Below are 17,220 nucleotides of genomic sequence, written 5' to 3' on the forward strand. Positions count from 1 at the left end.
GGCCGGCTGCAGTTGGGTATCAGCCGGGGATCGCCCGAGCCAGCTGTTAATGGCGCCGCGACCTTCGGCTACGTTCCGGTCGACGGCGAGGAGTACGCCGACCTGGCACGCCGCCATACCGAGGTGTTCCGCTACGGAATCAGCGGTGCCGGCATTGCCGAGGCCGATCCTCGGATGGGCAGCGGTCTGCTGCCCATCCAGCCGCAGTCTCCTGGTCTGGGTCAACGGATCTGGTGGGGCGCCGGCACCCGGAAGACCGCTGTCTGGGCGGCCGAACAGGGCATGAACCTGATGAGCTCCACCCTGTTGACCGAGGACACTGGCGTGCCGTTCGACGAGCTGCAGGCCGAGCAGATCCAGATGTTCCGTGACACCTGGGCCGAACAGGGCCACACCTTTGAGCCCAGGGTGTCGGTCAGCCGCAGCGTCATTCCGCTGGTCAGCGACGAGGATCGCCAATACTTTGCGCTGAGCGCCCTGCGGGAAACCCGCGACCAGGTCGGAGTGCTCGACGGCGCCCTGTCCCGGTTCGGGAAGAGTTACATCGGGGAGCCGGACGTCATCGCTGAACAGCTCGCCAACGACGCCGCCGTCCAGTCGGCAGACACGCTGATGCTCACCGTCCCCAACCAGTTGGGCGTGGACTACAACGCGAAGCTGTTGGAGAACGTTGCAGCGCATGTGGCCCCAGCTATCGGGTGGCGGCGCTCCTCACCTCTTGAAGCTGCCGCCCGCCGCTAGCTCAGGGGATGAGCTTGTCCGCACGGTAGCGCTCGAAGAGGTCGGTGAACGCGTCGAACGTGCGGCGGTAGCCGGTAAAACCGGCGATGCGGCTCTTGCTCATATCGGCGACTACCTCAAGGTTCCTGCCGAGGTCGCCGTCGGTGTGCCACCAGGAGGCCACCCGGTCCAGGCGCGGTTCCGCCAGCCCGTGAGCCGTGACGAGTTCCTGCCACTGCGCGTCGGCTCCGGCCATCTGGACCTCGAGTGGCCGTGGCTGGTCTCGGAACCCTTCGGCTTCGACCCCAAAGTGTGCAGCGAGTTGCTGCCACATCCAACGCCACCTGAACACGTCGCCGTTGACCACGTTGAAGGCTTCGTTGGCCCCGTTAGGCGACGTGGCTGCCCAGACCATGTGGTCGGCGAGGAGTCCGGCGTCGGTCATGTCAGTCAGGGAATTCCACTGGGTTTCAGAGCCCGGGAAAATGAAGGGGCGGCCGGACTCCTTACACAGCGCCGCATAGGCTGAGAGGGTCAATCCCATGTTCATCGCGTTGCCAACAGCGTGCCCGATAACCGTGTGCGCGCGGTGCACCGACCAGGTGAAGCCCTGCGCCGCAGCGGCGGCCCACAGCTCGTCCTCCTGCGCGTAGTAGAAGTTGTTGACCGGCAACCGTGGCTCTTCTTCGTGGAACGGCGTGTCCGGCATCTCGCCCTCGCCGTAAGCTTCGAACGGCCCGAGATAGTGCTTCAGCCCGGTCATCAACGCCACGTGCGCCACCGGCTTTCCGACCAGAGCCTCCAGGAGGTTGCGCAGCATCGCGACGTTCACCCGGATGTTCGCTTCCTCGGTGTCCTGGCGGGCCCAGGCGGTAAAGAACACCTGGGTGGGTGCAACATCAGCGAGCGCGTCCTTCAGCGACTGGGGCGAGGATAGGTCGGCCGGAACGTACCGCACGTTGGCTTTCGGGGTTCCTTCGCTCCGAGACATGGCGAGCACCTGCCATCCCTCGCCAGCGAGTTTCTCTACCAGGGCTGACCCAGCAATGCCGGAGGCGCCGACTACCAATGCGATACCGCCTGTTTGCGCGTCGGACAGGGGTGCCTGCTCGTTGTGACTCATCGGGTCTCCTTGTGGTGCGATTTGTGTGACAGCACCCGCTCGAGTGAACTGTCCTATCTACGGCAAGCCAGTGGTCCACCGAATAATTCCGCACCGATTCCCGGTGGTCGGGTCTTATGGCACTGCTGTTCGAGAGTGTCGCCACCGATGATTGAACAACTGACCGATGATGAAAGACGATGATGACGCTAGAAACGCCCGAGCCAACCCGACCGGTCACGGTCTTCCTTCTGGATGACCATGAACTGGTCCGACGTGGGCTTCGGGATCTCCTGGAGGGCGAAGGATTTGCTGTCATAGGCGAAACCGGGTCTGCTGCTGAGGCAGTTCGCCACATTCCAGCCCTGGCACCCGATGTGACCATTCTGGATGCCCGCCTCGCCGACGGAAACGGGATCGAGGTGTGCCGTGATGTCCGGTCAGTGGACCCGTCGCTGCAGTGCGTGATCCTCACCAGTTACGACGACGACGACGCCGTACGGGGCGCAATCCTGGCTGGCGCTGCCGGCTACATTCTCAAGGAAATTGTCGGATCGGACCTTCTGGAGAAGGTGCGCCGTGCAGCCAACGGGGAGTCACTGTTCGATGAGGACGTCAAGGCACGGGTTATTGCCGGTTTCACCGCCGTGCAGCCCGAGGACCCGCGCCTCGCGGGACTGACCGTCCAGGAGAAGAAGGTGCTGGCGCTGATCGGGGCCGGGATGACCAACCGGGAAATTGGCGCCGAACTGTTCCTGGCCGAGAAGACCATCAAGAACTACGTGTCCTCCGTGCTGGCAAAACTCGGGTTCCAGCGCCGGACACAGGCGGCCGTCTACATTTCGCGCCCGCGCACCTAGCCCGCCCGGCCCTCCAGCCCCGGTCAGCCCGACCGTACCGCGCGTCCCGGTCCTCTAACCCGTTCCCGTGGGCAACCTGGACATCGGTGCCCACAATCTCCACCCAAAATGCCCAGGTTGACCCGGCCTGTCCAGGTTGCTCACCGGATCGTCAGCTCAGGGGCAGTATCACGTCGATGGTGGTGCCGTGGCCCAGGGAGGATTCGATCCTGACCTCTCCGCCGAGTTCCTCAGCCCGCTGCTGCATGTTCCGCAGCCCACTGCGACGCCCGGTCTGCTCGAATCCCTGGCCGTTGTCAGCGATCCGCAGGTTGACTGAATCCGTGCTCGCAGACAGCGTCACCATGATGGTGGTGGCCTGAGAATGTTGCAGCGCGTTGGAGAGTGCTTCCCGAAGGATTGCTTCCACATGGGCCGCCGTCGCCACCCGGACCACGGTGTCGAGTGGTCCGGAGAAGTGGATGACCGGTTCGACGTCGGAACCGTCGAGGGACCGGCGGACAAGCGCGAGGATCCGTGAGCTCAGACTGTCCTCGCTGTTCGTCACCGATTGCAGCGAGTAGATCGTGGCCCTCAGCTCACCGATAGTCGCGTCGAGCTCAGTAGTGACGGAAGCGATCCGGGCGAGGGGCTCCTCCCCGACCACATGCTTTCGAAGACTCTGAATACTGAGTCCGGCGGCGAACATCCGCTGAATGACCAGGTCGTGGAGGTCCCGGGCAATCCGGTCCCGGTCTCCGAAGACGGCGTCCTGTTCGCGCTGGATCTGCATCTGGGTCAGTTCCAGGGCCGTGGAAATCTGGGAGGCGAACGCGGCAACCATTCGCTGATCCACGGGCGAAAACGGCGGATCATCCTTGGTGCGGGCAATGACCAGGAACCGGGCGTGGCTGCCCCGGTCGGTGATCCGGGTGTACATGGCGGCGTCGAACACATCGGGCTCTGAGTTGGGCAGCACGTCCTGGAGGTCGCGCCCGTTGAGAACTGCTGTATCCCTGAACGGAAGCGTTACCTTGCGGAGGGCCGTCCCGTCACCCACAAGCCGCCCGCGAAAACTGTCGCCGTGCAGGCCGAGAGCCACCTCGCAATACAAGGCCTCGTCGGGCGCCATCCGGGTAAGGATGAGGATTAGGGATGCGCCGGAGGCAGCCTTCGCGTGTTCGGCAACGATCTCCACATCGCTGAGGTTCAGCTCCGAGGAGGAGTTCAGGAGCGCCTGAACCGCATCCTGTCCGCATTCCAGCCATCGGGAACGTCTCGTCTCAGCTTCGAAGAGGCGCATGTTTTCGATGGCCACCCCGGCCGCCGCCGCGAGGGCAACCGTCAGATCCTCATCGGACTGGGAGAAGTCCCCACCGCCGTTCTTTTCGGTCAGATACAGGTTGCCGAAGACCGTGTCGCGCACCCTGATCGGCACACCGAGGAAGGACGTCATCTGGGGATGACCCGCTGGGAACCCGAAGGATGCGGGGTGTTGGCGGAGGTCTTCGAGGCGAAGTGGTTTCGGCTCGCTGATAAGCAGCCCGAGCACCCCGTGTCCTACGGGCAGTGCACCGATCTGGCTGATCTGGTCCCCGTCGAGGCCCACGGTGATGAAATGACTCAGCACTCCGTCCGGACCGATAACACCAAGGGCCGCGTACTTCGCGTCCACCAGCCGGCAGGCCGCCTCCACCACCCGTTCCAGCACGGTCTGCAGACCCTGGTTTTCCGCGATGGCAGCGAATCCTGCCAGCAGATGGTCAATTTCCCCCGCGGACTTCAGCGGAGGGGGCACGTCATCGGGATCTGTGACTGGGGTGGTTCGGATGGGACTCATTGTGCGACTCCAGTGAGTTGAACCCTGGCCTTCGATTCGTTGTCGTGGTGAAAATGAAGGAGCATACAGAGGCTGACCCGGCGGATTAGGTCTTCCGGCCCTAGTGGTGCGGGGCGTCCGACCTTACTGTCGGGCTATGGACTCCGAGAATACACCCACATCCGTTTTACCGGCCCACACCTGTTGGGAGCTATTGCGCGGCACCGCCTACGGTCGGATGGCCCTGTGCGTCGACGGACAGCCCGAAATTTTCCCCATCAATGCGCAGGTAGACCACGGAACGCTGGTGTTCCGTACCTCTGAGGGATCAAAACAGCGGGCAGCCGAAGGCGCTCCGGTGGCGTTCGAGGCCGATGGTGTCCTGCAGGACGGGTCACGAGCCTGGAGCGTGGTCATCAAAGGGAATGCATCAACCATTCAACGCACCGCCGAACTGATGTCCACGATCCACCTTCCTCTACACCCGTGGGAGCCCGGGCGGAAGGACCGCTTTATGCGGATAGTGCCCACGAGTGTCACCGGTCGGAGCTTCGACGTTACGCCTGCCCCCCAGCTGCAGGAGATGCCGGTAGCGAGCGAAGAGTAACCACCAGGGTGGGGCACGGTGGAGCTAGCAGCAGCGTGTGAGTCACTGAGCCCAGCATAATTCCCGGTCGGGCACCCCGACCGTGCCGCCCAATCACCAGCAGGAACGCGTCAGCGGCGTGGAACAGGAGGGACTCCACGGGTGGCCGCTCGTCATCGAGAACCCTTGTTACGGTGAGCGACGGATAGGTCACCTTCAGTTGCGCGAGCACCGAAGCGGTTCCGCTGACCTCCGGAGCTGTGGTATCTGTCGCTGAGGTGACGACTTTGAGCCCGTGACCCGACCGGCTGGCTTCGGCCGCTGCCACGCGCAACGCGTCGTGCGATTCCGCCGAGCCATCGACACCCACCACCACGTCGCCGTCGTTGTCGGAGCCGGCGCTGGGGTCACGCGGGATCACTGCTACCGGAGAGGTGCTGCCGAGCGCTACCTGCTGCCCGACGGATCCGAGGTATTCGCCCGTCTTTCCGTCCAGCCGGTCAGCACCAACAACGAGGAGCGATGCATCCTCGGAGAGGCTGACCAGGGCGTCCACGATGTCGCCGCAATGCACGTTGGCGGTGACGTGTGCGTCGGGATAGTCGGCGCACACCTTCCGGGACTCCTCATCGAGCGCCTGGCGAGCCGCAGCGATCAGGCTGCCGTACGGTGTCCCACCCGCTGCCACGGGGAGCATGAGTGACGGGTCGGGAAGGGCATGCAGCATCGTAATGTGCTGCCCGGTTTGGTGGCCGCGCCGCACGGCCCAGCGCAGAAGCGCCGGGCCGGTCAGCCCGTCCCGGAAGGCGACGACGATGGGCCGGTCCTCGGCGAAGTCAGCGCCTGCTGTGTCGCTCACGAGGTGGTGCTTTCGGGGACGATGACCGCGCGGCCGCGAAGCGTTCCGGCCCGGAGCCGCTCATAGGCCGTAGGTCCATCGGACAAAGAAAACTGCTCGTACTCGACGTGGATTTTCCCCACTCGAGCCAGTTCCACCACTTCCATCAGCTCTGCTCTGGATCCCCAGTAGGGGGCACGTGCCTGGGCGTCCCACGGCGTGGAGAAGAAACCGACGTCGACGGTGCCCACTCCAACCCCCACAACGGCAATGTCCCCACCGATTCCGACCACCCGGGACGCGAACCCCGTGGTGACGGGAGTACCCACAAAGTCGAAGACCGCGGTGGCACCCTTGCCGCCGGTAAGAGTCCGGATCTGCGCCTCGGCCTCCTCCCCGGGGGCCAGCACATGGTCGGCGCCGACGTCGAGCGCGAGAGCACGTTTCTGCTCTGAGGTGTCAATGGCGATGATGGTCGCCGCGCTCAGCGCCTGAAGGATCTGGACACCGACGTGGCCGAGCCCGCCTACGCCGATGACCACCGCCGTCGAGCCTGGGACCAGTTTCGGCAGGCTCTGCTTGATGGCGTGGTACGGGGTCAACCCGGCATCGGTGAGTGACACGCTGGCCACCGGGTCGAGGTCGCCGAGGGGCACCAGATGTCGGGGGTCGTCGACCAGGATGAACTCGGCCATGGCGCCCGGCGCGCCGAGGCCCGGGGGTGCGATCCCCTGCTCTGCCGCTACCTCGCAGTAGTTCTCGTTGCCTTGGGCGCAGGTATAGCAGCGCCCGCAACCCCACGGACCGTAGACGAGCATGGAGTCACCCACCTGGAGCCCGGTTACCCCGGCACCCCAGGATTCGACGGTGCCTGCGCCCTCGTGGCCAAGCGTGAGCGGCAGACCATAGATGTACTGGTCCGCGGGAAGATCCATGATGAATTGGTCGGAATGGCAGACACCGGCCGCGGTTACGCGCAGCAGGACTTGTCCGGGTCCGGGGACTGGGGTGGGAATGTCAACGAGTTCAGGGGCCGATCCGACTGTGCGATAATGCAGCGCCCTCACGCGTGATCCTCGGGCATTTCCCCTGTTGAACCCTCGACCACGAGGACAGGGCATTTTGCGTGGGCCACGCAGGCGCCACTGACCGATCCCATGAGCAGGCCTCTGAAAGTACCGTGCCCACGGCGTCCCAGGACGAGCATCACCGCTCCCTCAGCCGCCTTGACCAGCCCTTTGGACGGGTGGGAAAAGAGTACGACCTTCTCCAACCCCTCAGGCGGGTCATCCCCGAACGCTGATTGCACAGCAGTATCGAGGTGTTTGTGGGTGATTTCCTCGAAGTTGTCGCTACCGATCGGCACATAGCCTGCGTACTCTGGCGGGTAATCCCAGGTGCTGACCGCCTGGATCACCGCGTTGAATGGTGGTGCAAGTTTCCGGGCGAAACGCAGTGCGGCAATCGATTGCTCGGAGCCGTCAACTCCGACGACGATGCGGGGTGAGGTAGATGCTTCCATGATGTGCCTCCCGTGTCAGCGCGGCAAGGTTGCAGCTGCTTCCTTCAGTCTCACCCGCACTTGCCCGTGAGCGTTAGGGTCTTAGGGCCCGTTCTGGGGTGTCATCGGGCGCGGCGAGGAGCCGCCGGTGGTGCCGGAACAGGATTTCAATAGCTATTCCACCCAGCAGTGCGACGACGCCCGACGCCACGAGATGGTTCCACCCCGGCACGGTGAAGTCGAAGAAGTCGCTGAGCAGGGGCACCGTCAGCACCAGCCCCAGCCCCACGAACATCGCCCCGATGATCAGCACCCGCCAGCGGTTCAGCGGACGTGACAGGACAACCAACACCCATAGTGCGATCAACGCCAAAACCAGAGCGGCGGCGGTCCGCACCTCAGCGGTGGTGCCGGTGTCTGTCCACCGCGAATAAGTGTTGATGGCGACGACGGCGAGCGCAATGATGAGCCCCGCCGGTATGGCAAAGGACAGGGAACGCTTCAAGAATCCGCTGCGGTAGCGGCGGGTGTTGGGCATCAACGCCAGGAAGAACGCAGGAATACCAATGGTGATTCCATCAGTGGCCGACAGCTGCCGGGGCAGGAAGGGGAAGTCCCAGAGCAGCGCTCCGAAGGTTATCGAGAGAATGACCGCGTAGGCCGTTTTGGCCAAAAACAGCATCGATACGCGTTCAATGTTGGCGATCACCCGGCGCCCCTCGGCGACGACGCCCGGGAGCCGGTCGAACCGACCATCCAGCAGCACCAGCCGTGAGACGGCCTTTGTGNGGCGGCGGCGGCCGAGTCCATGGCAATACCAATGTCGGCCTCCTTCAGGGCGAGCGCGTCGTTGACGCCGTCGCCGGTCATCGCCACAACGTGCCCGCGACGTTGCAGGGCAATGACCATGCCCTTCTTCTGGGCCGGCGTCACCCGGCCAAAGACCGTGTGGTGCTGCATCACTTCGGCCAACTCTTCGGGATCTTCGGGAAGCTCCCGGGCGTCGAAGCCTGCGTCCGTGGCCACGCCCACCTCCCGTGCGACCGCTGCGACGGTTCGGGGGTCGTCACCGGAGATGATCCTCAGCGAGACGCCCTGCTCCGTGAAGTAGGCGAGCGTCTGGGCGGCGTCTGACCGGACCTGCTCACGAAAGGTCAACAGGGCCACCGGGGCGGGGTCGGCTGGAAGCACCGCTTCATCATCATTCTGGACCGCTGGTGGAGTGGGTGCATAAGCCAGAACGAGGGTGCGCAGACCGGAACCAGCAAGACGCGAGGCGGCGTCCAGCGCTTCCCGTGCCGCCGGGGTGCTCGACGTGCTCGACTCCAGCACGATCTCCGGGGCGCCCAGGAGCCACGTTCCGGCTGCTGGTGTGCCGTCGGGAAAACTGACCGCACTCCATTTCCGTGCAGAGGAGAACGGCACCGATGCGACCGGGCTGAGCGAACCGTCGTCGTCGAAGGCGTCGGCCAGACACCGGGCGGTGGCGTTGGCGTTCGGGTCTGCCCCGAACCAGCCAAGAGCCTGTTTCCATCCCTCCTGTGGGGCGGTCCCAATTTTGTGAACCTCGTCGAAGACGATCTTCCCCGCGGTCAACGTTCCTGTCTTGTCGAGGCATAGGACGTCCACCCGGGCCAGTCCCTCGACAGCCGCCAGTTCCTGAATGAGCACGTTCTGCTGGGCCAGGCGCACGGCTCCCACGGCAAAGGCGACGCTTGTCATGAGCACCAGCCCCAAGGGGATCATGGCGATGACGCTGGCGACGGCACCCACCGCGCCTGTTCTCCAGGCGCCGGTGGTGATCGCCTGTTCCCATCCGCCCTGGCTTTGCATCTGACCGTTGACCACAATGGCCATCACGGGCAGCAGCGCGAAGGTGATCCAACGCAGGACCTGGTTCAGGCCCTGCCTGATTTCTGAGTGAACCAGGGAGAAGCGTTTGGCTTCGGCGGTCAGACGGCTGGAGAAGGAGTCAGCGCCGACTCGGTTGACTATCGCCCAAGCCTGCCCGCTCACAACGCTGGAGCCCGACAACACCTCATCATCGATCACCTTGTCGACAGGTTCTGATTCTCCGGTCAGCAAAGATTCGTCGATCTCAAGACCCTCGGCCTCCAGGATCACCGCATCGGCGGGGACCTGATCCCCGGCGCGGAGTACCAGAATGTCGTCCTTGACGACGTCTTTGACGTCGACGTCCTGGACCGTGCTGTCCCTGAGGACCCTCGCCCGTGGGGCGTTCAGAACCGCGAGACGGTCAAGGGATTTCTTGGCTTTGAACTCCTGCACGACGCCGATCAGCGCGTTGCCGACTGCAGCGAACCCGAACAGCGCATCCCGCCACTGTCCGAGGAAGAGGAGCAGTAAAAAGCTGCCCGCAACAATGGCGTTGAAGAGCGTCAGGACGTTGGCCCTGAAGATGTCCCAAAGGCTACGGCTCGATTGGTCCGGGACGTTGTTGGTCTGACCGGATTCGACACGGACAGCGACGTCGGCGGCGGAGAGCCCTGTTCGTTCGGCGACCTGCGCCAAGTGTTTGGGGCCCGATTGGCCCTTGTGGCGTTGGCCCACTGCTTCAGCTGCTTCCATGGGGTACCTCTCTCGTCAGCACGGCAGGATTGCAGCAGCTTTCTCCAGTGTGCACTCTGACTGCCTCGCTGAGTAAGGGTCTTTGTACCCCTCTTGAATGATAGAATCATCAAATAGTCAATTAGTTGGAGTGAAGGTCAATGAAGGATTCACCACCGGAGTACGCCGACTTCCGCGCACCCCTCTACGAAGTAAAGGCGAACCTCTTCAAGGGACTCGCCCATCCCGTCCGGATCCGCGTCCTGGAACTTCTCTCAGCCGCACCCGAGGTCTCGGTCTCGGATCTGTTGACGGCGACAGGCTTGGAGGCCTCTCATCTCTCCCAGCACCTATCGGTGCTGCGACGCTACCGACTGGTGAAGTCGGAGCGGCGCGGACTCCAGCAGTTCTACACCCTTGCCGATCCGCTGGCGGCGGAACTGCTCGCGGTAGCCCGGGGACTCCTCCAGAACGTGCTCAACGCCACGAAGGAAGACCTTGAGTACTCGACGGCCACCGGATCCACCACTGTCGACGGAGACAACAGATGAGGATCCTCCCGACAGTCCGGGCACTGCTCCCTTCGGTCCGGGACTACGCCCAGCTGCCCCGGACCTGGCGGGGTGACCTCATCGCTGGCCTGACGGTCGGAATTGTGGCACTGCCGTTGGCGCTCGCGTTCGGGGTCAGCTCCGGCGCGGGCGCCGCCAGTGGCCTCATCACCGCAGTGGTAGCGGGTCTGGTGGCGGCAATCTTCGGAGGCTCCCACGTTCAGGTGTCCGGTCCTACCGGTGCGATGGTCGTGGTGTTGGGTCCAGTCATCGCCTCGCATGGGATCGAGGCGCTGGCCTTGGTGAGCGTCCTCGCCGGCGTGATGGTGGTCGCGGCGGGTGTGTTGAAGCTGGGACGGGTGGTCTCGTTCTTGCCGTGGCCCGTCATTGAGGGCTTCACCCTCGGCATCGCCATCATTATCTTCCTGCAGCAGGTGCCAGCCGCCATCGGTGAGGATGCGGGGCCAAGCAGCAATGCGGCCGTTTCTGCACTTCAGGCCGCAGGGACCGCCTCAACGGCCGAGTTTCTGGCAGCCGGGGCGCTCGTTGCGGTGGTGGCTCTCATCATGATCGGCGCACCGCGGCTCCACCATCGCCTTCCGGGCTCCCTTATCGCCATCATCGCAGCGAGTGTGATGGCTGAACTGCTGGCGATGCCGGTCGCGCGGATCGGGGCCCTCCCCGATTCCCTGCCGGCACCCACGGTGCCGGGCTGGGACTGGGAATTGGTGATTGTACTGACCGGACCGGCAGCAACCATCGCCATTCTCGCGGCGATCGAGTCCTTGCTTTCCGCCCGGGTTGCCACCTCGATCTCCGACACCGGCTCCTATGACGCGGACCGGGAGCTTTTCGGCCAGGGCCTGGCATCGGTGGCGTCCGGGTTTTTCGGCGGCATGCCCGCCACCGGTGCGATTGCCCGCACAGCCGTGAATATCCGCTCGGGAGGGCGCACCCGGTTTGCGGCAATCACGCACGCCTTCGTTTTGCTCTTTGTGGTCTATCTGGCGACCGGCCCCGTGGCGCGCATCCCCCTGGCTGCCCTGGCTGGAGTGCTGATGGTGACGGCCGTCCGGATGGTCTCACTTTCCACCCTGCGCAGCGTGGTGGGCTCAACCCGCGGAGACACTGTGGTCCTGATCGTGACAGCAGTCGTCACGGTTTCCTTCGATCTGATCCAGGCGGTGGGAATCGGCGTGCTGGTGGCCGCGTTCTTCGCCCTACGTGCCCTGGTCAAGTCCGGCGGGGTGCACCGGGAGGAAATCTCCGGTCCAGTCCAGGACGGCGACTCAAGGATCGCCGTCTACCGGATCGAGGGAGCTCTTTTCTTTGCTGCCGCCGAGCGGGTCCTGGAACGGGTCAGCGACATCGAAAATGTTGAGGTGGTGATCATTCGAATGTCTCAGCTGCAGTCGCTGGATGCGACCGGCGCAAGGGTGATCGCGGATCTCGTCAATACCCTGGAGCGCCGCGGCATTACAGTTCTGGTCAAGGGAGTCCAGGATCGTCATCTGCGACTCATTACCCGGGTTGGCGTCCTTGAATCTCTTCGTCACCACAACCACCTCTTTACCGCCCTGGAACCCGCCGTGGAACATGCCCGCAGCCACGTCGCCCGAAACCGGGAGGCGCCGGACACCACCCCCTGAGGCAGCGTCCCTCTGAGGCAGCGTCCCGCAGTATTGAAGGCCGGGACCAAAGCCTCTGGCCCCGGCCGGCTTCCTGATGCATGGTGGGAGGACAACAAGAGGGGGCAACCATGGAAGACAAGTACATCGTCGTCGGGGTCGACGGCTCACCATCGTCAGTTCTCGCACTGCAGTGGGCGGAGCGGCTTGTACCAACCGTCGCCACCTCGATCCGGGCTATTGCCGCCTGGCAGGTCCCCTTCACCTACTACGAATTCCCGGTCTCCGGGTGGGATCCAAAGAGCGTTGCCAAAACCATCCTGTCCAATGCGTTGGAGAAAGCGTTCGACGGCGAACCGCCCGCCCATGTCACGGCACTGACCCGGCAGGGCCCACCAGCCGGAGTGCTGATTGACGAGAGTCGTGCCGCGCAGATGCTGATCGTCGGGAGTCGGGGACACGGCGGTTTCGTCGGACTGCTTCTGGGATCCGTGAGTTCGGCCGTTGCCGAGCATGCATCCTGTCCGGTACTGATCGCCCATGGCCCGGAAACATCACCCCCTAATGAAAGTAGTAATGAATGAAGAACAGCATCGTTGTTGGCTACGACGGTTCAGCTCAGTCCCGCACAGCACTCGAGTGGGCGGTGGCGCAGGCGATGCTGGAACACCGCACCCTCCATCTGGTGCACTGCTGGATCTGGCCCCTGTTCACTGACGATCTGGGGCCGGTCGAGGGCGTCGCCGACAGCGGATTGCGGCATGCGGCGGAGGCGATCGTCGCAGAGGGGGAAGCCGAAGCGCGACGGCTCGCTCCCGAGCTGGACCTGAAGGCGAGCCTCATCTCGGGGGTTTCATCGGCAATCCTGGACCGGATGTCACGCAACGCCCACCTGGTGGTGGTCGGAAGCCGCGGACTGGGTGGGTTCATGGGCCTGCTGGTCGGTTCGGTCAGCCTCAAACTCGCTAATACGGCGTCCTGTCCTGTGGTGGTGGTGCGTCAGCAAACCGATGCAACCGGATCAGTGCTGATCGGCCTTGATGGCTCCCCGAAAAGCGATACTGCACTGGACGACGCCATCGCCCTCGCCGCCCTATGGAAAGCTCCGCTCAAGCTCATACACGTGCGCGACGACATCCGCCTGTTCGGACGGAATCACTCCTACCCCGGCTCGGATGTGAGAGCTATGCAGATCCTCGCCGCCGCCGCGCTTCGAGCCCGCGCCGCCGCCCCGGGCGTGGAGATCGAATCCGTGCTGGTGACTGGCCATTCGGTGGCCGGCACAATCCTGGAAGCCGCCGAGTCCGCGCGCATTGTGGTGGTAGGCGAGACGGGGCAGGGCAATTTTATGGGTGCTGTCGGTTCGACGGCCCAAGCCATTCTTCATCATGCCAAGGGGAACATTCTGATCTCCCGGCGCCCCCGGACCTAGGGCGACGGGAGATGGCCCACCCTAGCCAGGGTGGGCATGGTCCACCCTGACTAGGAACCAGCCGTCCACTGCCAGTTCCTGACCTCCGGCAGATCCTCACCAGCCGTCCTGATGTACTGATGGTGCTGGATCAATTTGTCCTTCAGCTCTTCCCTGACATGGGAGGAAACGTCCCGGAGCCGGGGCACCCGGTCGATGACGTCGATGGCCAGATTGAACCGGTCAATCTGGTTCATCACGCACATATCGAATGGCGTGGTCGTGGTGCCCTCTTCTTTGTAGCCGCGCACGTGGAAGTTGTTGTGGTTCGTGTGGCGGTAGGTCAGTCGATGGATCAGCCAGGGGTAGCCGTGGTAGGCGAAGATGACAGGTTTATCCTGGGTGAATACGGCATCGAACTCCACGCTGGAGAGCCCATGCGGATGGCTGCTCTGGTCCTGGAGCCGCATCAGGTCCACCACATTGACCACCCTGATCCGCAGGTCAGGGAAGTGGTGTTGCAGGATCTCGACGGCGGCAAGGGTCTCCATCGTCGGCACATCCCCGGCGCAACCCATGACGACGTCGGGTTCCTGCCCTGCGTCGGAGCTCGCCCACTCCCAGATACCGACGCCCTTGATGCAGTGCTGGATTGCTGACTCCATGTCCAGATACTGCAGTTGAGGCTGCTTGCCTGCCACGATGATGTTCACGTACTGGCGGCTGCGCAGGCAGTGGTCGGCGACGGACAGCAGGGTGTTGGCGTCCGGTGGAAGGTACACGCGGATCACGTCGGCTTTCTTGTTGACCGCATGGTCAATGAAGCCGGGGTCCTGGTGCGAGAAACCGTTGTGGTCCTGACGCCAGACGTGGGACGTCAGCAGGTAATTCAACGAGGCGACGGGCCGGCGCCACGGGATGTCGTTGGTGGTGCTCAGCCATTTGGCGTGCTGGTTGAACATCGAATCGACCACGTGGATGAATGCTTCATAGCAGGAGAAGAAGCCGTGCCTGCCGGAGAGGAGATACCCTTCCAGCCAGCCCTGGCACGTGTGTTCGGACAGGATTTCCATCACCCTGCCGTCCGGCGCGAGATGGTCATCCCCGGGGACGACGTCGGCGTTCCAGGTCCTGTCCGTGGCTTCGAGCACGTTGTCCAACCGGTTGGAGTTGTTTTCGTCCGGGGCGAAGACCCTGAAGGACTCCATGTTGCCGGTCATGACGTCCCGGAGGAAAGTTCCGAGCACCCTCGTCGATTCGACGGCCCCGGTTCCCGGCGATCCGATGGAAACCGCGTAATCACGGAAGTCTGGCATCTGCAGGTCCCGGAGCAGAATCCCCCCGTTGGCGTGGGGATTGGCGCTCATCCGTCGCGCGCCTTCCGGGTGAAGGCCGCGGATGGCGGGAACCGGCACGCCGTCGTCGTCGAACAGTTCCTCCGGCCGGTAGCTGCGCAGCCACTTCTCCAGGATCTCGCGGTGCGCCGGGTTTTCGCGGGCGCCGCTGAAGGGCACCTGGTGTGCACGCCAGGTGCCTTCCACCTTGACGCCGTCGACGTCGGCGGGTCCGGTCCAGCCCTTCGGCGAGCGCAGCACGATCATGGGCCACAGCGGGCGCTCGGTTTCACCCTCGGTGCGTGCCCGGCTCTGAATGTCCCGGATCTCATCAAGGCAGGTATCCAGCACGCGGGCAAAGTCCTGGTGCATTTGTTCCGGGTCGGAGCCTTCCACGTAGTACGGGGTGTGGCCGTAGCCGCGCAGCAATCCGTCCAGTTCTGCATGGCTGATTCTGGCCAGAATCGTGGGGTTGGCAATCTTGTAGCCGTTCAGGTGCAGGATCGGCAGCACCGCCCCATCCCGTCGGGGATCGACGAACTTGTTGGAGTGCCAGCTGGCCGCGAGCGGGCCGGTCTCCGCTTCGCCGTCGCCGATGATCGCCGCGACCGTGAGGTCCGGGTTGTCGAATGCGGCTCCGTAGGCGTGGGACAGGGCGTAACCCAGCTCGCCGCCCTCGTGGATTGAGCCAGGGGTTTCCGGAGCCACGTGGCTGGGGATCCCACCGGGGAAGGAGAACTGGTGGAAGAGGCGCCGCATCCCGGCCCCGTCCCAGGAAATATCCGGGTACGTTTCGCTGTACGTCCCCTCAAGCCAGGCCGATCCGACAGCCGCAGGACCGCCGTGGCCTGGCCCCATGATGTAGATCATGTCCAGATCCCGGGCCATGATGGCCCGGTTCAGGTGCGCGTAAATGAAGTTCAACCCCGGGGTGGTCCCCCAGTGGCCGAGCAACCGGGGCTTGATGTGTTCGGGCTGCAGTGGCTCCCTCAGGAGCGGGTTGTCCATCAGGTAGATCTGCCCCACCGAAAGATAGTTGGCTGCACGCCACCAGGCGTGGATGTTCGATAATTGGGCAGGATTCAGGACCGGCTGCTGGCTCATGAATTTAAGCCTGCGCCCCCGAATGGCACCTGATCCAGTGCCGAAAGACCCTTATCCGTTGGTAGTCCCTGAGACTACGGTGGGCAGATGGATACCAAGCACAAAGGTAAGAAGTCCCGGAAGTGGAGCGACCTCACCGCCCGGCAGCAGACGGTCACCCTGGTGATGGGTTCCATCCAGCTTTCACTCGCGGCCACCGCGTGGACTGACCTGGCCAAACGGCCAGCAGCTCAGGTGAACGGGCCCAAGCTGATGTGGACTGCGATCATCGCGATCAACTTCATCGGCCCGGTCCTCTACTTCCTCAAAGGGATCCGCCGCTAATTCCTGAACCCGATCAGCCCTCGCGAAAGAAGGCCCTCATGAGCATGCCCACCGTTAACGACGAGTTCTGGGACACCCCCGGCCTCTTGCGTGCGTCCGAGCAGCTGAACGCCGACGAATGCTGGGCGTTGATGGCGGGGCAGACAACCGGGCGGATCGGGTTCCTGCATGACGGGTTGGTCACCATTTTTCCGTTGAACTGCATCATTCATGACCGCGCCGTGTACTTTCGTACCGCCGAGGAGGGGGTCATTGCCACCAGTCAGCTGGAGCGGGCGGCATTCCAGCTGGACCACATTGATACCGTCACGCGCCGCGGCTGGACCATTCTGGTCAACGGCACTCTGGAACGCATCAACGATCCGGAGCTGCTGAAGACCCTTTGGGGCAGCCGGGCCGACGAGCCCTGGGCGCCCGGCCAACGGAACGTGTTCTTCGGCATCACCGCGCAAAAGGTTAGTGGGCGGCGGGTCCACCCGGCCCACTAGCTAGTCAGCGGTCCTCGCGGGGTCCAGCAACTGCGCCAGGTGGATGCCGCGGCGCTCGCTGAGGTCCTCCAGCTGGGTCCGGCAGGAATAGCCGTCAGCCAGCACGACGGCGTCGTCCGCTGAGGCCCGCACGGCAGGCAGGAGTTGCTGCTCCGCCACGGCCACCGAAATCTCGTAATGCCCCCGCTCCACACCGAAGTTGCCTGCCAGCCCGCAGCACCCGCCGAGTTTCTGAACCGTGGCACCGGCACCTTCAAGGAGTGCTGCGTCGGGGCTCCAGCCCATCACCGCATGGTGATGGCAGTGCGGCTGCGCAACAACAGTGGTTCCTTCCAATGACGGTGGGGTGTAGTCGGGGGTCTTCGCGAGGAATTCTGCGAGGGTGTGGGTGGCGGCGGCCACCCGGC

Annotated in this window: 15 protein-coding genes and 2 pseudogenes; 9 read left to right on the forward strand and 8 right to left on the reverse strand. The window is 63.9% G+C overall.

The window, feature by feature from the left end:
• Positions 1 to 741: LLM class flavin-dependent oxidoreductase (locus K728_RS21145; protein ID WP_024475886.1), on the forward strand; the 741-nt coding region annotated here is incomplete at its 5' end.
• A 1-nt stretch (position 742) separates the two neighbouring features.
• Here the strand turns inward: K728_RS21145 and K728_RS0103640 are convergent.
• A complete protein-coding gene (locus tag K728_RS0103640) occupies positions 743 to 1,843 on the reverse strand; it encodes an SDR family oxidoreductase (protein WP_019484159.1) in 1,101 nt (366 codons plus the stop codon).
• Positions 1,844 to 2,025: 182 nt separating this feature from the next.
• On the opposite strand from K728_RS0103640, the gene K728_RS0103645 reads away from it, so the two are divergent.
• Positions 2,026 to 2,682 (forward strand): response regulator, encoded by a 657-nt coding sequence (locus tag K728_RS0103645; protein WP_019484158.1) that lies wholly within the window; start codon positions 2,026 to 2,028, stop codon positions 2,680 to 2,682.
• 151 nt (positions 2,683 to 2,833) lie between these two features.
• On the opposite strand, the gene K728_RS0103650 is transcribed toward K728_RS0103645, so the two are convergent.
• Entirely contained in the window at positions 2,834 to 4,501 is a 1,668-nt protein-coding gene (locus K728_RS0103650; protein ID WP_019484157.1) for a GAF domain-containing sensor histidine kinase, read from the reverse strand.
• A gap of 136 nt (positions 4,502 to 4,637) precedes the next feature.
• Here K728_RS0103650 and K728_RS20420 point away from each other — a divergent pair, with 136 nt between their 5' ends.
• Positions 4,638 to 5,087, forward strand: coding sequence for a pyridoxamine 5'-phosphate oxidase family protein (locus K728_RS20420; protein WP_116777953.1), 450 nt, complete (start codon positions 4,638 to 4,640; stop codon positions 5,085 to 5,087).
• Here the strand turns inward: K728_RS20420 and K728_RS0103655 are convergent.
• The 4 genes and pseudogenes from K728_RS0103655 to K728_RS18320 all read right to left on the reverse strand — a co-directional run bounded on the left by K728_RS0103655 (position 5,038) and on the right by K728_RS18320 (position 9,994).
• Entirely contained in the window at positions 5,038 to 5,925 is an 888-nt protein-coding gene (locus tag K728_RS0103655) for a universal stress protein (RefSeq protein ID WP_019484156.1), read from the reverse strand. The two genes, K728_RS20420 and K728_RS0103655, sit on opposite strands and share 50 nt — an antisense overlap.
• Complete coding sequence (locus K728_RS0103660; RefSeq protein WP_019484155.1) at positions 5,922 to 6,971, reverse strand: NAD(P)-dependent alcohol dehydrogenase; 1,050 nt, start codon at positions 6,969 to 6,971, stop codon at positions 5,922 to 5,924. Before K728_RS0103660 ends, K728_RS0103655 begins: the two co-directional genes overlap by 4 nt.
• Positions 6,968 to 7,426, reverse strand: a complete 459-nt coding sequence (locus K728_RS0103665) for a universal stress protein (protein ID WP_019484154.1) — start codon at positions 7,424 to 7,426, stop codon at positions 6,968 to 6,970. Before K728_RS0103665 ends, K728_RS0103660 begins: the two co-directional genes overlap by 4 nt.
• A gap of 73 nt (positions 7,427 to 7,499) precedes the next feature.
• Positions 7,500 to 9,994, reverse strand: a pseudogene (locus K728_RS18320) (HAD-IC family P-type ATPase).
• Between the two features lie 140 nt (positions 9,995 to 10,134).
• Here K728_RS18320 and K728_RS0103675 point away from each other — a divergent pair.
• The 4 genes from K728_RS0103675 (at position 10,135) to K728_RS0103690 (ending at position 13,584) form a co-directional block, all read left to right on the forward strand.
• Positions 10,135 to 10,524 carry an ArsR/SmtB family transcription factor gene (locus K728_RS0103675; RefSeq protein ID WP_024475887.1) on the forward strand — a complete coding sequence of 130 codons (390 nt, stop codon included), beginning with the start codon at positions 10,135 to 10,137 and terminating at the stop codon, positions 10,522 to 10,524.
• Positions 10,521 to 12,173 carry a SulP family inorganic anion transporter gene (locus K728_RS0103680; RefSeq protein ID WP_024475888.1) on the forward strand — a complete coding sequence of 551 codons (1,653 nt, stop codon included), beginning with the start codon at positions 10,521 to 10,523 and terminating at the stop codon, positions 12,171 to 12,173. The genes K728_RS0103675 and K728_RS0103680 overlap by 4 nt, the downstream gene beginning before the upstream one ends.
• A 110-nt stretch (positions 12,174 to 12,283) precedes the next feature.
• Positions 12,284 to 12,736: a universal stress protein gene (locus K728_RS0103685; RefSeq protein WP_019484150.1), complete on the forward strand. Its 453-nt coding sequence runs from the start codon at positions 12,284 to 12,286 to the stop codon at positions 12,734 to 12,736.
• The gene (locus K728_RS0103690; protein WP_024475889.1) at positions 12,733 to 13,584 is read left to right on the forward strand and encodes a universal stress protein; all 852 of its coding nucleotides are present in this window, start codon (positions 12,733 to 12,735) and stop codon (positions 13,582 to 13,584) included. Before K728_RS0103685 ends, K728_RS0103690 begins: the two co-directional genes overlap by 4 nt.
• A gap of 50 nt (positions 13,585 to 13,634) precedes the next feature.
• Here the strand turns inward: K728_RS0103690 and K728_RS0103695 are convergent, their stop codons facing one another.
• The gene (locus K728_RS0103695; protein ID WP_035747026.1) at positions 13,635 to 16,001 is read right to left on the reverse strand and encodes a phosphoketolase family protein; all 2,367 of its coding nucleotides are present in this window, start codon (positions 15,999 to 16,001) and stop codon (positions 13,635 to 13,637) included.
• Positions 16,002 to 16,088: 87 nt separating this feature from the next.
• Here K728_RS0103695 and K728_RS0103700 point away from each other — a divergent pair, with 87 nt between their 5' ends.
• Together K728_RS0103700 and K728_RS0103705 are read left to right on the forward strand one after the other, a co-directional pair.
• Complete coding sequence (locus tag K728_RS0103700) at positions 16,089 to 16,325, forward strand: PLDc N-terminal domain-containing protein (protein WP_019484147.1); 237 nt, start codon at positions 16,089 to 16,091, stop codon at positions 16,323 to 16,325.
• A 38-nt stretch (positions 16,326 to 16,363) separates the two neighbouring features.
• Positions 16,364 to 16,813 (forward strand): pyridoxamine 5'-phosphate oxidase family protein, encoded by a 450-nt coding sequence (locus K728_RS0103705; protein ID WP_024475891.1) that lies wholly within the window; start codon positions 16,364 to 16,366, stop codon positions 16,811 to 16,813.
• Here the strand turns inward: K728_RS0103705 and K728_RS21150 are convergent.
• Positions 16,814 to 17,220 (reverse strand): annotated as a pseudogene (locus tag K728_RS21150) (FAD-binding oxidoreductase); the annotation flags it as partial.

This window comes from Arthrobacter sp. CAL618 (assembly GCF_000468215.1).
GTDB lineage: Bacteria > Actinomycetota > Actinomycetes > Actinomycetales > Micrococcaceae > Arthrobacter_D.